The 14,713-nt window shown below is 66.3% G+C and carries 13 protein-coding genes; 7 read left to right on the top strand and 6 right to left on the bottom strand.

Features of this window, described 5'->3' with window-relative positions:
* Window positions 1-49 precede the first annotated feature (49 nt).
* The 3 genes from NMI01S_RS31020 (at window position 50) to NMI01S_RS31010 (ending at window position 3,606) form a co-directional block, all read left to right on the top strand.
* Entirely contained in the window at window positions 50-607 is a 558-nt protein-coding gene (locus tag NMI01S_RS31020; protein WP_245717100.1) for a TetR/AcrR family transcriptional regulator, read from the top strand.
* 344 nt (window positions 608-951) lie between these two features.
* Window positions 952-2,484, top strand: coding sequence for a class I adenylate-forming enzyme family protein (locus NMI01S_RS31015; protein WP_174554592.1), 1,533 nt, complete (start codon window positions 952-954; stop codon window positions 2,482-2,484).
* Window positions 2,485-2,508: 24 nt separating this feature from the next.
* Window positions 2,509-3,606, top strand: coding sequence for a phosphotransferase family protein (locus NMI01S_RS31010; RefSeq protein ID WP_157126453.1), 1,098 nt, complete (start codon window positions 2,509-2,511; stop codon window positions 3,604-3,606).
* 310 nt (window positions 3,607-3,916) lie between these two features.
* Here the strand turns inward: NMI01S_RS31010 and NMI01S_RS31000 are convergent, their stop codons facing one another.
* From NMI01S_RS31000 to NMI01S_RS30985, 4 genes are all read right to left on the bottom strand, one after another.
* Complete coding sequence (locus tag NMI01S_RS31000) at window positions 3,917-4,471, bottom strand: hypothetical protein (RefSeq protein ID WP_063002292.1); 555 nt, start codon at window positions 4,469-4,471, stop codon at window positions 3,917-3,919.
* A gap of 583 nt (window positions 4,472-5,054) precedes the next feature.
* On the bottom strand, window positions 5,055-5,480 hold the full coding sequence (locus NMI01S_RS30995) for a hypothetical protein (protein WP_157126451.1): 426 nt from the start codon (window positions 5,478-5,480) through the stop codon (window positions 5,055-5,057).
* Window positions 5,402-6,298, bottom strand: a complete 897-nt coding sequence (locus NMI01S_RS30990; RefSeq protein ID WP_063002290.1) for a hypothetical protein — start codon at window positions 6,296-6,298, stop codon at window positions 5,402-5,404. Before NMI01S_RS30990 ends, NMI01S_RS30995 begins: the two co-directional genes overlap by 79 nt.
* Window positions 6,299-6,585: 287 nt before the next feature.
* Window positions 6,586-9,054: an ATP-binding protein gene (locus NMI01S_RS30985; RefSeq protein WP_063002289.1), complete on the bottom strand. Its 2,469-nt coding sequence runs from the start codon at window positions 9,052-9,054 to the stop codon at window positions 6,586-6,588.
* Window positions 9,055-9,072: 18 nt separating this feature from the next.
* Between NMI01S_RS30985 and NMI01S_RS30980 the strand changes: the two genes are divergently transcribed.
* The 3 genes from NMI01S_RS30980 to NMI01S_RS30970 all read left to right on the top strand — a co-directional run bounded on the left by NMI01S_RS30980 (window position 9,073) and on the right by NMI01S_RS30970 (window position 10,990).
* Entirely contained in the window at window positions 9,073-9,405 is a 333-nt protein-coding gene (locus NMI01S_RS30980; protein ID WP_063002288.1) for a hypothetical protein, read from the top strand.
* A gap of 58 nt (window positions 9,406-9,463) precedes the next feature.
* Window positions 9,464-10,306 carry a helix-turn-helix domain-containing protein gene (locus NMI01S_RS30975; RefSeq protein WP_063002287.1) on the top strand — a complete coding sequence of 281 codons (843 nt, stop codon included), beginning with the start codon at window positions 9,464-9,466 and terminating at the stop codon, window positions 10,304-10,306.
* A 72-nt stretch (window positions 10,307-10,378) separates the two neighbouring features.
* Window positions 10,379-10,990, top strand: coding sequence for a dihydrofolate reductase family protein (locus tag NMI01S_RS30970; protein WP_063002286.1), 612 nt, complete (start codon window positions 10,379-10,381; stop codon window positions 10,988-10,990).
* A 597-nt stretch (window positions 10,991-11,587) separates the two neighbouring features.
* Here the strand turns inward: NMI01S_RS30970 and NMI01S_RS30965 are convergent.
* The gene (locus NMI01S_RS30965; protein ID WP_063002285.1) at window positions 11,588-12,103 is read right to left on the bottom strand and encodes a winged helix-turn-helix transcriptional regulator; all 516 of its coding nucleotides are present in this window, start codon (window positions 12,101-12,103) and stop codon (window positions 11,588-11,590) included.
* A gap of 46 nt (window positions 12,104-12,149) precedes the next feature.
* On the opposite strand from NMI01S_RS30965, the gene NMI01S_RS30960 reads away from it, so the two are divergent.
* Entirely contained in the window at window positions 12,150-12,587 is a 438-nt protein-coding gene (locus NMI01S_RS30960; RefSeq protein ID WP_063002284.1) for a nuclear transport factor 2 family protein, read from the top strand.
* 263 nt (window positions 12,588-12,850) lie between these two features.
* Here the strand turns inward: NMI01S_RS30960 and NMI01S_RS30955 are convergent, their stop codons facing one another.
* The gene (locus tag NMI01S_RS30955) at window positions 12,851-13,873 is read right to left on the bottom strand and encodes a glycoside hydrolase family protein (RefSeq protein ID WP_245717098.1); all 1,023 of its coding nucleotides are present in this window, start codon (window positions 13,871-13,873) and stop codon (window positions 12,851-12,853) included.
* Between the last annotated feature and the right edge of the window lie 840 nt (window positions 13,874-14,713).

Raw genomic sequence — 14,713 nt, 5'->3', positions numbered from 1 at the left:
CCTGAATTCCGGTCGCCCGACGCCGGTGCAGCGCCGCGGTGTCGAACGTGTGCAGGCAGTGCTCGAGGCGGCCGAGGGGCTGCTCGTCGAGCATGGTTACGAGGCGGCCACCCTGAAAGCGATCAGCGCACGGACCGGGATCCCGCTCGCGTCCATCTACCACTACTTCCGCGACCGGCATCAGGTCGACGCGGAACTGGCGCGCCGTCATGCCGACCGGCTGGAAGATCGCATCACCGCTGCGCTGGACAACCCGATCTCACGAGACCTTCGCGAGGCGGTCGACGTCATCTTCGATCTGTTCCTCACCTATTACCGGGAGTATCCCGACTTCATCGAGCTCTGGTACGTCAGCCGCAGCCCGACCGTGGCCGAGGTGGCGCAGGTCTTCGATACGACACAGGCGGGCCGGTTGCGGTCCTATCTCGTCGACCGTGGCTTCTTGCGTGCCGATGCGCCGCCGCTGGTCCTCGAACTTGCCTTCGAAGCGGGCAACCGCCTCCTCGATGTCGCTTTCCATGTCACGCGGGCCGGCGACGACGTCATCATCGAAGAGGCGCGGCGGCTCGTGACCGCCTATCTGGCGACTTACGCGCCGCAGGAGTGACATCGGCCCAGCCGGTGCTGCGCTCGTCATCCGCCGATGTGGCGGATGAGTAGTCGAGTCTCGCCGTGCCGCAGTTCCTCGCGTCCGCTGTTGACAGGGGCGCGCCGTCGTCATAAAGTCGAACACGATTCGAGTTTGAATTGTCTGTGAGGCGGGCTCCCCGTCTCGATCCAACGGTGTATCGAGACGGATGTCCCGCGAAGTCTGCCTCGCGGTAGCAGTAAACCGTTGTGTCACAACGGCATCCGCTGCGTCACTATCGTGCCGATGCGTAGGCAGCCGCCGAAGCGAGAAAGATCCCCGATGTTTGCAACTGTGTCGAGTCGCCGAACGGCGGCCGCCGGATGAGCGCGGTGGTGGAAATCCGCCGTTCGCGGAACCCGTTCGGGCAATCCGGAGTGAGCCTGGACGCCCGAGGCGTGCCTCGCTACACGGATCTTCCCGTCACTTTGATCGACATGGTGCGCAGGCACGTCGAGACCCGGCCCGACGCCGAGGCGGTTGTCGAGATCGGTGGGCAGCGGCTGACGTACGCGCAGTTGTGGGAGCGGGCAACACGAGTCGCCGGCGGGCTACGGAGTGCCGGCGTGGGCCGTGGGGACCGGGTAGCCCTGCGATATCCGGCCGGAGTGAACTGGGTGCTCGGCTTCTGGGGGACGGTACTGGCCGGTGGGGTGGTGGTGCCGGTGAATACCAGGTCGGCGCAACCGGAGCTCGAACTCGTCCTCGCCGACGCCGAGATAACCGTCGATCTGGCGCCCGGACGGCCGGTGCCCGACGGCGAACCCTATGTGGTGCGCGACCTCGAGGCCGGCGACGTGGCCGTGCTGTTCTATACCTCGGGTACCACCGGGCGCCCCAAGGGTGTGCCGACCACGCACGAGGCGTTTCTTGCCAACGCCGAGAACATGGTTCGCTGCCTCGGCATGCCCCATGATGTCGGACCCGAGTTCCGCACGCTGATTTCGGTGCCGCTGTTCCATGTGACGGCATGCAACTCGCAACTGCTGGTGGCCACCTATGTTGGTGGCGCATCGGTGATCATGCCCGCACTCGACCTGCCGACTTTCATCGACTCGCTTGCGGCGGAACGTATTTCGTTCCTGGTCACGGTGCCCGCCGTGTATTCCCTGCTGCTTCGCCACCCGAAATTCGCCGCTGCCGACATATCCCGGATCCGCACGGTCGGATACGGCGGCGCCCCGATCGCCCCGCAGCTGGTGCGATCGCTGAGGAGCGCGTTCCCGCGGGCGACGTTGATGAACGGGTACGGAATGACCGAGACCGCGTCGCTGATCACCGTGTTACCGCACGACGACGCAGTCGACTTCGCCGATTCGGTGGGTTTCGCGGTGCCCTCGGTGCGGCTGGGCATCGTGCCGCTGACCGACGACCCGGGGATCGGCGAACTGGTCGTCCGGGGTGCGAATGTGACCACCGGATACTGGCGACGGCCGGACGCCACCGCGGACGCGTTCGTGGACGGTTGGCTGCACACCGGTGACGTGGTGCGTGTCGACGACGCCGGACGCGTGTTCATCGTCGACCGGATCAAGGACATCATCAACCGTGGCGGCGAGAACGTGTCCAGTGCCGAGGTCGAAGGGGTACTGCTGTCGGCACCCGGCGTGGCCGACGCGGCCGTGCTCGGCGTCCCCGACGATGTGATGGGTGAGAAGGTCGGCGCGGTCCTGTACGCCGACGATCGGCCGATCGACATCGAGGCCGTGCTCGCCCACTGCCGAAACCATCTCGCGGACTTCAAGATTCCCCAGTACGCGACCGTCGTTACCGAAGTCCTGCCGCGCAACGCCGGCGGCAAAATCCTGAAGAACCAGCTACGCCGGCAGGTGCGCTGGGGTGCCCCGCTGCGGTAGCCGACCGACATCATGGAGATCCACATGGCCGAACCCCGACCCGGCGCACCACACTCCGTCGACGCGCACGCGCATTCGTCCGCCGGTGCCCCGGTGAACGCGCATGCGATAGCGCGATGGTTCACCGACCTCGGCATCGAATACGCCCCGCCGCTGCGCCTGCAGCGGATCGGCCTCGGGCAGTCGAATCTCACCTATCGCGTCACCGACGCCGCGGATTCGTCCTGGATACTGCGGCGCCCACCCATCGGTCACCTGCTGGCATCGGCACACGACGTGGTTCGTGAGGCACGGATCATGCGCGCGCTGGCCGATACCGAGGTGGCCGTTCCTCGGATTCTGGCTGTCTCGACGGATCCGGAAATCTGCGACGTCCCGCTGGTACTGATGGAATTCGTCGACGGTCTCGTCGTCGACACGATGGAGGCGGCGCAGGCCCTGACGCCGCAGCGGCGTCGGCGGATCGCCTCGTCGCTGCCGCGTGCTCTGGCGGCGATCCACGCCGTCGATCTCGCGGATGTGGGCCTGGCGGATTTGGCGAGCCGCAAGCCTTACGCTCAGCGCCAGCTGAAACGGTGGGCGGGCCAATGGGAACAATGCAAGACCCGGGAGCTGCCCGCCCTGGACGATCTCACCCGCCGACTCACCGCTGCCGCGCCCGAGCAGCACGAGGTCAGTTTGGTGCACGGGGATTTCCATCTGCGTAATCTGATCTTCGCCCGCGACACCGACGAGATCGTGGCCACGCTGGACTGGGAGCTGTCGACCCTCGGTGATCCGCTCGCCGATATGGGAAGCCTGCTCACGTATTGGCCGGAGCCGGGAGAGGCGACCGGCGGTGACTTCGCGGCGTCGACGCTGGAGGGGTTTCCCGATCGTGGCGAGATGGCCAGGATATATCTGGACGAAACCGGCCGTGACCCCGCAACGCTGCAGTATTGGCATGCCTTCGGGCTGTGGAAGCTGGCGATCATCGGCGAGGGCGTGCGCCGCCGGGCCATGGACGAGCCGCAGAACAAGGCATCGGCGGGCACTCCCGCCGCGGAGCTGATCGACGCACTCGTCGAAAAGGCTTGGGATATCGCCGATTCCGTCAAAATTTATTCTCATACCGGCACTTGAATGCCCCCGGACCGAAGATCTGAACCGATGAATCCATTCGACAACGACATGCTGGAATTCGCCACCGAGTGGGCACCCTACGGCGGGAACGACGACGAAGCGTTTGTGCGATTCGGCCTGCGCCCCAGAGAATTCCACGCACGGCTTCTACGGTTGCTCCGATCTCCGGCCGGCCGAGCACTGAGCGGAGCGACGATGAGCGCACTGCGCGAGCAATGCCGCGAACGATTGGGCAAACCCGCGGCGGGTGCGGCTTGACACGCTCGCACGCGGCATCGCGGAGTCTTCGGCGTTCGCCTCGCCATTGCGTTCACAGTTTGAAGAAAGTGACCACCAGTAACGCGAGGCTCACAACGGCAACCGCCACGCTCACCCAGAAGTAGTTTCCGGCCAGGTGCGCCTGCCCAGACGCTGACCAGTACTGGCCGGCCAACTCTCCGTACTGGTGAACCCGGCCTCCTGGAATATCTACACACCGGTCGCCGGCGATCATCGTGTCCGAGCCGCACAACGGACCTCCAGCGTTGCTCAGGCGCCGTTTCGACAGATACTCGAGGCCACTGAACAGTGCCGCCACGCCCGATGCCAGCACTCCGAAAGCTCCCGTCGCGACACCACCGACGATGAGTTCTCCGTATACGTTGCCGTCGGGCCGGATCGCGGCGCTGTCCCGCGCCGATCGCCATGCCCAGCCCGTACTCGCGACGAACAGCAGAGGGATAAGCCCCGCCGGGGCAAGCCATCGCACCCACGCCCATGAGGGAGGTACGAGATCCCCCAACGCCCAGAGCATCCACACCAGGCCCGCGGCGATAAGCAGCAACGCCGCTGTCACGAAAGACCACAGCTTGACGAACGCCTTCACCTGTACCCCCCGGAACGCGCATCAAATCTGCTGTGCACTGGGAGAGTATCCTCCCGCCCAGGGCTCGTGCGGACCGGATCGTTGCCTGGGCTGGGCAGTGCCGGCCTGCCACGAGGTTCTTTCTCCCAATGAACTGAGCCATTCGACGACCAGGGGCCAGGGCACGGTAGGTGATCGCGGGCTTGTCGTAGCGCGCGAATACTGTTGGCAGCCGTAGCGATCGGCCATGTGGTCGTGCCCGTGCTGATGTTAATCACCGTAGCCCCGCTCCGGTTTCCCTCGACTGCGAGGGAGTTCTTCGCCCGGGCGCTCCTTGACGCACGCTCATGCCGCCGAGTGAGCATTGATCTATCATCCAAAGCCGTTCGCCGACAACGCCTTCCAGCGCTCGTGAATGCCGACGAGCGTGCCCCGGGCCCAAAGTGTGACGCCCTGCGTGCCGCTGCAGCCCGAGCGAAGCCATCGCCGTCGCAGTCATCCTGGGCGATGACGCGGTCCGCAACCGAACAGGTGCTGTCTCGGATCCCCGACATTCGCAGATGGTTTTCGAAAATGATCTTGGGCTCAAAGTGGGAGACACGACCTAGTGCGCGTCGCCCAGGTTATGGACGATCTGCTGCATCGCGGGCACGAGAACGGCTCGGGCTTCGGCTGCCGTCAGGCCGTTGCGATGCTGGGGGTCGTGTGCTCGCAGGTCCAGGATGAATCGTCCTTGTCGTACGGTCACAGCGCCGGCGGCGCCCAGCATGTTCGGATCGTCGAGGACCGCCGATTCGTCGCCGAGTGGGATGTCGGTGGGCCCACCGTTGTGCTGTCTACGGACGTAGGCGATGTCCTTCTTGGCCGATCCGTCGGACAGGTAGCTCTTGATCTCCAGCTCGACCGCCTGACGGTCGCCCGGGTCGATCTCTCCGGTACCGCGATAGCAGGTCATGGCGACGTAGTTCTTGTCGCGGGCTTCGGCGTCGAAAGTCGTCTGCCCGACCGCGGTGGCGGGCTGCTCCACCACCAGAGGCGACAGCGTGCCGTGGTAGGCGGCGGCGAAGACATCCTGGTCAGCAGCGGGCATGGTTGCGCGACGGTGTCGGGAAATGCGGCCCGGTCGTAGGAGATCGCGGCGGGTCCGGTCGGGGCGGTGACCTGGGTTTGCATATTGGCCGCGATGACGGTGACGATGTCGTGCATCTTCGGGCCGTAACCGCCCGGCGACAGGCTGACATCGAGGTTGACGTGCGCGCCGTGGATCCACATCGCGACCTCGCCTTGACGATCGTCCGGATTCTGCGTGTCCCGCAGGTGCGAGGACACGTTCACTTCGCCGAATTTCTGTGCGCCCGGGTATTTTTCGATGCCGCTGGTGCCCGGGTAGTAGGAATCCTGTGCCACGGCGATCGACAGATGTTCATCGGAGGCGCCGTTGGGGGCGGCGAGGCGGTAGGTGCACTTGTTGAGCGCGAATGTCAGCGCGGACGGTGCGGTGCTCTGCCCGGCGTGCAGTGGTCCGGCCCCGTCGGCTGCCAGGTAGGTGCGCTCGAAAGTGACCGAATTCGGTAAGGGATTGGGGTCGGTGCGGATGCCCAAAGTGTGCAGGTCGGCAAGGGTCAGCAGATTGCACGCCTGCACCACCGGCGTTCCTTGGTAGGCGGCCGGGGTGGGATTCGGAATTTCGCTCAGCGGTGCGGGATCTGCCACGCCCGAGGTGCTGCTCGGATAGCCGGGGCGGGTGACCGTTTTCCCGTCGGCACTCGCCCGGGTACTGCTCGCGGAGGAACCGAGCATGGGGCGCAGCAGCGTGAACGCGACAACGACACCGAGCACCACGACCACGCAACCGACGATCGCGACGATCCGCCCGGCGTGGGACTTCGGCGGTTTCGTCGGCTGTGGTTGCCACTGCGGCGGATACGGCGACTGAACCGGTGGTCTCCACTGGGGCTGTGGCTGATACGGGCCACCGAACTGCTGATTGATCGCTACCCTCCCGATCGCGTATGGCCGTCGCTCGTTTCCAAGCGGCGGATCCGGCAGTCGGGCACGGTAATCGAATCGGGCTCGTTCGAAATCGGTAGTGCCCCGCGCCTACCTAGGTACCCGTACCGACCACGCCGGCCCGTTCAGCGCTGCGCGAGCGACCGGTCGCGGCGACCCGGTGGGATCAGGGCGGCGATCTCCTCGCGGGAGTCGATCATCAGTTTGCGCAGCACAGCGGCGATGTGCGCGTCGACGGTGCGACGGGAACTGCCCCGGCGAGTGGCGATGGCGGCGTTGGTCCACCCTGCGGCCGCCAGGATCGCGACCTCCTGCTCGGCGCGGGTGAGGTGATCCCACGACCGCGCCGCCCCACCCGATGACGCGCGGCGTCCCTCCGGGGACACCTCGCCACGAGCCAGCCGGGCAACGTGCGCCATGGGCGGTCGCAGCGTGGTCCCCTCCTGCCGCAACGCCTCGAATCGGTTCGGGCCGAGCGCCTTTCGGATACGTTCGATCGCGTGCGCGGTCTCGGTCGCGAAGGGGCGCAGATGGGCTATCTCGACTCCGAGGCGGCGCCGCAACGCTTCGGCGGCGCCCACCAGTTTCGCGGTGTCGGCGGCTGTGGCCGATACGTCCGAGCCGGGGGTCAGCGCCCGCGACAACGCCCAGATGAGTGCGTGCACCGTCCACACCGCGCCCCAGGCGTCGCGCATGGAAATCTGGCGTGCCAGGGTCGAGCGTGCTCTCGCGATCGCCCGTTGTCCGTCGCCGTATTTGGTTTCCGCGATGATCCACGCGATCTCCGCCCAGGATGTCGCCCACTCGCCCTGTGCGCGTGCCGTGTTGTCGAGGTGGCGACGGGTGATGGTGCGAGCCTGGTCGCGGTTCCCCAGGAAGGCCGCGGTGAGCGCCTCGAACAACTCGCTCATCGCGGCATTGCCGAAATCGCCTGCCGCGGTGAACTTGTCGCGTGCCCGAGCAAGGACGACCAACGCCCGCACATCCGCGTGCGTGAGCATGAGGTGGCATCCCGCCGCGAATTCGACGGCCCCGGGCATCGCTCGATCCGGCACCGGGTCGGCGAGCCAGGCACGCTGCGCGTCCTCGTCCGCCAAGCAGGCGGCGGCGCATTCGCGCAGTATGCGCGACGCGTCATCGGGTCGTCCCTGACACAGGCAGAGCCACGCCACCGCCGCCCGTGTGGCCAGCCGCAACCGGCTCGCTTCGGGCTCGGCGTCGCGAGTCGCTTCCACTGCCTGCTTGGCCCAGCACCGCGCATCGCGCAGCGAGCCCCGGAAGAACGGCACCCGCAATGCGATCATCCCGTGGACGATTTCCAGACCGACCACCGCCTCGCCGGGAGTGACCATACTGCCCTCGACGGCCGACAACAGGTCGTCCCACGAGGCGCTCGCCCAATCCAGGAGCTCGCGCTCCCGATGGCTGAACCACTCGGTGCGAGCGGCACATACGCGGTCGCGGTAGTAGCGACGATGTCGGGCGGCCAGACGCTGTGGCTCGCAGCCGTCGCGCACGGCGACCCGTTGCTGCGCGAAGACCCGGATACTCTCCAGGAGCGAGTAGCGTGCCCGGTCGCCCGAGAGATGCACGGACACCAGCGACTGATCGGCCAATCGCTCCAGCAAACCCTCGATCTGTTCGGGAGGCAGATCCAGGCCCGCACCGTCGGGACCGCCGCAGATCGTCCGGACGGCATCGAGGTCGGCCCCCGACTCGACCACGTCGACATCGGAATTGCCCTGTTCGCCGCCGGGGGCGAACACCGACATCCGCTCCAGCAGCAGTCGCTCACCGTCCCCGCAGAGGTCGAACGACCAGGCGATCACGTCCCCGATCGCCCGATGCCGTTCCTCGGCACCGAACTGCGGGTCCGCCGACCACATCAGCCGACGATCCGACTGCTCACCGGTGAGATCGCGCGCGATCGCCCGCAGCGGCTGCCGGAACAGGCGCGCCGCCGCCAGACGGATATGCAGCGGTTGATTGTTCAGATGCCGGCATATCGATCGGACCGTCTCCGTATCCGCGACCGGCGTGCCCGTCAATTCGGCACGGCGGCAGAACAATTCGATCGCCTGGTGATCGGCGAGCGGCGGGACACGCAGGACTTGCTCATCGACCCAGCCGATCCGTCCCCGGCTCGTCGCCACCACGGTCACGGTGGGTACGGCGTCGAGGAGGGCGGCGATGGCCGCACCGGCCCCGGCAAGCACATGTTCACAGTTGTCGATCACCACCAGCGGCTGGGGCACGGAGCCGTCGGTCAAGGTCTCGATCAGCGCCTCCCAGGACGCGCGGCCGGAGAAGTCGTGGCCGACCACCGAGCGCACGATCTCGTCGGCCACGACGGTCGCGTCCGCGCCCTTGGGAAGCCGTGCCAGGCGAACCCACGGGACCGGATCCTCAGTGGCTCTGCGGAATCGATCCACGGCCTCGGCGACCAATCGCGTCTTGCCGATACCGCCAGGCCCGACAACCGTGATCAGCCGACGTCTCGCGAGCAACGCGGTGGCGAGGTGGTCCAGCTCTCGGTGGCGGCCGATGAACTCCTCGGCGGAGCCCGCCGCGATTTCCGGTCGGCGCGATGCCATAGCTGTCTCCCCCTATCCGTGACCGACCGCCCGCATGAGTTCGAAACGCGGGTCATCGAACTCCGATGGTACAAATGCGCGCAGGCCGATACCGCATCTCCACCACGCCGGACTCGGCCGTCAGCGGGTGTGCTCGGAGCCGATAAGGGCGTGATTGGCGGTGATGTCCGCTATCGCGTCGCCGCGGGGGCACAAATCATCGGCGAGACGTCCGAGCGGATCTTCGTCGACAAGGGGTTCTCGGGCACCAACGGCAGAAACCGCACCGGCCTGGACACCTGTCACCGTGCGGAGGCGGTGGCCATGGGCAACTCCATGGTCGCGAGTCGCGGAAGGCTGAGAACACCATAGGGGTCCATCCGGCACCGGGTGAGTGGAACCGGGGGCGGACTTCGACAAGACTGGCCCTATGCACTACGTCGGCCGAGTTCCTGCGCCGCCGTTGGATCTGTTCGTTGATGATATCTACTGTCTGACGGGGGTACCGCGGCACCGACGGATGAATGTGCCGTCGATGCCATCGGCGCATTTGTTTCTCAACCTTGCTGGACCGATTCGGCTGTGGGATCCGGATTCCTCGGCGGTGCCCGCCCTGTTCGTCAATGGATGGTTCATGGGCGTGTGGACCAGGCGGTTCGTGGTCGAGTATCCCGACCGGGTGCGGGTTGTGGGGGTGCATTTCAAGCCCTGGGGACTTTCGCCGTTCATCGATATGCCCGCGAGTGAGCTGCGGGACCGATGGGTGCCGGTCGACGCTGTCTGGCAACGGTCGGTGGAGCGAATCCGAAATCAGGTCGGTGACGGCGCCTCTGTCGATGAGATGCTGGGGGTGGTGGAGCGGGAGTTGCGTTCGCGGTTGCCCCAGGACTGGCCTCGGGGCCTCGACCTGGTCCGGCACGCGGGCACGAGGTTGGTGGCCTCGCACGGCACCGTGGCGGTCGGTGCGTTGACCGATGTGATGGGTGTGAGCGGCAATCACCTTGCCGAACAGTTCAAGTCACATGTCGGGATCACCCCGAAGCCTATGGCGCGGATCTACCGATTCGCGCGGCTCATCGTGTCCGTCGACGCCGAGCATCCAGTCGACTGGGCGGAGGTGGCGCACTCGGCGGGCTACTTCGACCAGGCGCATTTCAGTCGTGAGTTCAAGGCCTTCACCGGCCGTACCCCGACCGAATACTTGGCCCTGCGTCGCCGGTTCCCTGTCGATCGGGGCTTTCCGCCCGATCTGGGACCGATGCCCGCCGATTGATTTTTTACAAGCCACACCGCGCTGGGCTCGACAAGATCGGACAAGACAACGTACGAGCCTCGAGGAGCAGCAGTGGGTACCGTAATCATGCACAATGTCGTCTCGGTTGACGGTTACATCGCCGACAAGAACGACGACGTCGGCCCGCTGCACGACTGGTACTTCAACGGTGACACGCCCATCACGGCCGGTATGGACGACGTATTCGACCATTCCGGAACCGGCAGCCGCTTCAAGGTCTCCGCCGCCTCAGCCGAATACGTTCGCGCCATGTGGGAATCGATCGGCGCCATCGTCATGGGCCGTACCCTCTTCGACCTGGTGAACGGCTGGGAGGGCCGTCCGCCCGCGGGCGAGCACGTGGTTGTCGTCTCACACCGCCCCAAACCCGACAACTGGCACCCCGAAGCCTCCTACCATTTCGTCGACGACGTGACCGCTGCGGTAGCCATGGCCCGCGAGTTGTCCGCCGACCGAAACGTCGCTGTGAATGCTGGCGAGGTAGGCGGCCAGATCCTTGCGGCCGGCTTGGTCGACGAAGTCGCGATGGACGTGGTGCCGGTCGTATTCGGTTCTGGCAAGCCCTATTTCGGTGGCATCGACGGTCGACACCGCCTGGAGGATCCGCATGTGATCGTCCGTGGCGAGGGCGTACTTCACCTGAAGTACCGAGTCCGGAACTAGCCGTGTGCACCGGGCAACTCACGCACGATGCCACAGCGGGTCCCTAACCTCGAACGTGCCGTAACCATGCGATGAAACGCAGTTCGGTAAACCAGAGACTCCGTCGCGCCCCACGCGGAGCAATCGATGTAGGACTTGGCGTGATCGAACACGCGAGGGGATCCGGCTCCTCGGTGCGGTGCGTGCCTGGTGTAACCAGCCGGTCGCCCGCCGCTGGCCGCAAGCGCATGACCGTTAGCAGGCCGGACCGTCGCGCCCATCGTGGAATTGGTTGTGGCTGTTGCTCTTCCTTTCCCGCGCCGGCGCTGTCGAGGGTTGGCCGCGGACTCTTTCGCTGCTGGTCAGCCGCTGACACGGGCGGTGTTGTCGAGCCAGTGCTGGGCCGGGCCGGTGACGCCCTCGACGCTAATTCCGGTGGCTTCGCGGTCGGTGAGGCCGACGCGCCGGGTCAGGTGAGCAGCAGCGATCGCGCCGGACCGCGGCGCTCCCCTCTGGGCGGCGAAGCAAGCACGGGCCGTTGACCCCCGTTCGTAGCGGGGCGCCGGCTGGGACCTTTGTGCGTCAGGAGGCGAACCGCCGGCGGGGAACCGATCTCGTTCACGGTGTTGTGCGGTCGCCCTCGGAATTCAGCACGGTCGCGATCAGCGCGGTACCCTCGCCGGTGCGGCCGCCCGGACCCGGCTGATAGACAACCGATTCCGGCGTCAGCTCGCCGCCGCAGCCATCGCATGTGACCTTCGCCTCGACTCGATAACCGCACGTGCGGTGGTGCAGAACAAGCGGCGGCCCCTCGGCCCCGGACTCCCATTTATCACCCCAAGCCATGAGAGCGAACAGCACCGGAATCAACTCCCGACCCTTGTCGGTCAGGTGGTATTCGTATCGGTCGGGCCGCTGCTCGTACCGGTGACGGCGCAATACACCCTGGTCCACCAGCCGCTGCAATCGCTGGCTCAGCACATTGGTGGCGATACCGAGGTCGCGCTGCAACTCCTCGAAACGTCGCAGGCCCAGTGCCGCATCGCGAAGGATCAGCAGGGTCCACGAGTCTCCGACGATCGACGCCGAACGCGCGATCGAGCACGCGATCTCGTGAAAGTTCGTTCGCCCCATCTTCCAGTCCCTTGCTTTAAGCAAGCTAGCTGCTTACAGTCATTTTATGTATCACACCATCGTACGGTTCCTGGTTCGGAGGACGTGGCGCCGCACCGGCTCGGGCGATCATGCCGCCGCCGTGGCGATGGCGGCGCCGGACCTGCGATTCCGCTTTCTCGGCGATACTCCGCTCGGTGCCGACCTGCGCGGACCGGAGGCGTTTCGCGATTGGTTCGCTCGCTTCGATCGACTGCTGCCAGGACTGCGCCTGGAATTGGTGGATGTGGTCTCCAGCGGCCCGCCCTGGAGAACGAAGGTCGCGGTCCAGCTGCGGGTGAGCGGAACCCTGGCCGATGGCAGCGGCTACCGCAACACCGCGATGCAGTGGCTCACCCTGCGCTGGGGCAAGCTGGTGGACGATCTGGTCCTGGAGGACACCCTGACCCTGCAACGCGCCCTCGACCGGCAGCAGGCAGCCGGCGCGATCGCCCGATCGCTGTGAGGCGGTCGGCGACACGCGATCGACGATTTCGGTACCACCACCGGCCAGCGGGGGCGAACTCTCGAATCAAAGCCGTCGTCGTTGTTTCCGTGCGATAACTATCGGAACCCCAATTTCGTTGCACCCGCGTGCTTTTCGTGAGGGTGGCCTGGTCTGGTCCGCGGACCGGGCGCTGGCGCCGGCGGTCCGCGCGTTCGGTGACTGTGTCGAGAGCGGGGCCGTGGGTGCCTGGTCGGTGCGGGCAGGCCGCGGCCCGATCGTCCTCACCGCGTGGCGGGTTCCGGTTCCGGTTGCGGGCCGGTGTTCAGCTGTTCGGGTAACACGGTGAAGTGGCGGACGAAACCGGACAGGACGGGCAGGTCCTTCGGTGTGGTCCACTCGCCGAGCAGGTCGTCGGTGACGGTGTCGCTGTAGAGATAGTGACCGTGCGTGGGTTCGTCGAGGTCGTAGGCATCCAGGTAGATCCGCCACCGGCCGTCGGGGAGCGGGATCACGCACTGTCCCTCGCGCGGTTGTCCCGGGCCCGGTCCGCCCCAGCGCGCCCAATTCCCGGTTCGCGCGAACGTGTACGGGCCGACCAGGCGGTCGGCCACCGCGACCTCGACGTTCTTGGTCGACTCGTTCTTGACGAACGCGTAGTAGCGTCCCTGCGACAACGTGACCGTGGTGTCGATGTAGCCGAGGCCGCCCGGCGCGGGAACGACGCCTTCCAGCGGTATGGGCGTGGTCCAATGCAGCCGGCTCAGCGATGAGGTGGTCGCGGTCATGACGCAGGGCCGGAACAGGGTGCCGTCGTTGATGTTCACCAGGACGCTGACCGTGCCGTCACGGTCGACGAACCATTCCGGTGCCCAGGTGTGGGTGACACCGCCGAACGGAATCGTGTACTCGTACAGGAACTCCCAGTGGATCCGGTCGTGGCTGCGAGCGAACCCGATGGTGTCGCCGTCCCATGCGGTCGTGTAGGTCACGTAGTACTCGCCGTCGATGTGACGAAAGACGCTGGGGTCGCGGCACAACCCCTTCTTGGTTGTGGCCGCCGCTGCCGGGGTGTCGGCGGGGTCGGCGTCCGGCGGACGGTAGGCGGCGGCCTGGACGAGCCGGAAATTCGTTGCGTCGGTGGATTCGTAGACCGACATATCGGTCTGGCTGGCGTTGGTGAACGCCGTCATCGTGTATCGGATCGGCGGGGCGGCGGCCACTGCGCGTCGGGATGCCACAACGCTCAACGGTACGCTCGCCGCCAGGGCGAGCATCGCTCTGCGGGACAGCCCGATCGATGTCATATGCGGATTATTCACCCGTGAACGCTGAATGATTGCTGACACACCGCGCGTGGTGAGTAGGTCGATGTGTTGCTGTTGTGGTGGCAGCACAGGCGCCGACGCCGGCCGTCCCGGGCGCCCGCCGGACTCTGCTGGGCCGTGGAGATGAAATGGCATGCGCGCCATCTGGTCCGTGTGCCGCCAGTGCGTGGACCCGCTGGAACGCGCCCGCCGTGGTCGCCCGCCGCGGTTCCGCAGCTCGGCCTGCCGTCGTCGCCACTTCTCCAGGTTCCGGTAATAATCGCGCCCTGCACGACGCCCTGACCTCACGCGAGCATCAGCTCTGCATGACCGCACCTGCACGAACTGCCCCACGACCGGTCAAGGGCGCTGGCCGGTTCTCGCTGTGTTCGGGGGCCTCAGGCGCTGAGCTACCAGAACCAGGGTGCTTCTTCGTGCGGGATCGAAGCCAACCTGCCCGGACTGCAGTAGAGGGGCGCCGCAGTATCGGCCGAATGGCGGGGGATGTGGCGTAATTATTTGGTAGAGAACGGTTTTGGCGTTCGAGTTGCAGAGTTGGGAGCCACCACCGGAAACCGCGAACCCGATAATCGCCACCGCTCAGTGGTGGGCCATTTCGGCGAGCCCGGTCGGGAGATTCGGTGAGCGCAGTCACCGTGCCGCCGCACATGGGGTTGCATGCGGCGGACGGGACTGGTGGGCGCTCAGGCGGCGGCGTACCCCAGTGCGAGGGCGGCAACGACCGGCACCAGATACAGCAGTGGGTAGGCGATGTGTGTGTAAGCGCGGGCTCGCAGCACCGTGGCCACGGCCCCGAGGAAGTACACGATCAGGCCGACC

Source organism: Nocardia mikamii NBRC 108933, from assembly GCF_001613505.1.
GTDB lineage: Bacteria > Actinomycetota > Actinomycetes > Mycobacteriales > Mycobacteriaceae > Nocardia > Nocardia mikamii.
The sequence above is the reverse complement of the archived record's forward strand: the minus strand, read 5'-3'. Positions and strand labels throughout refer to the sequence as shown.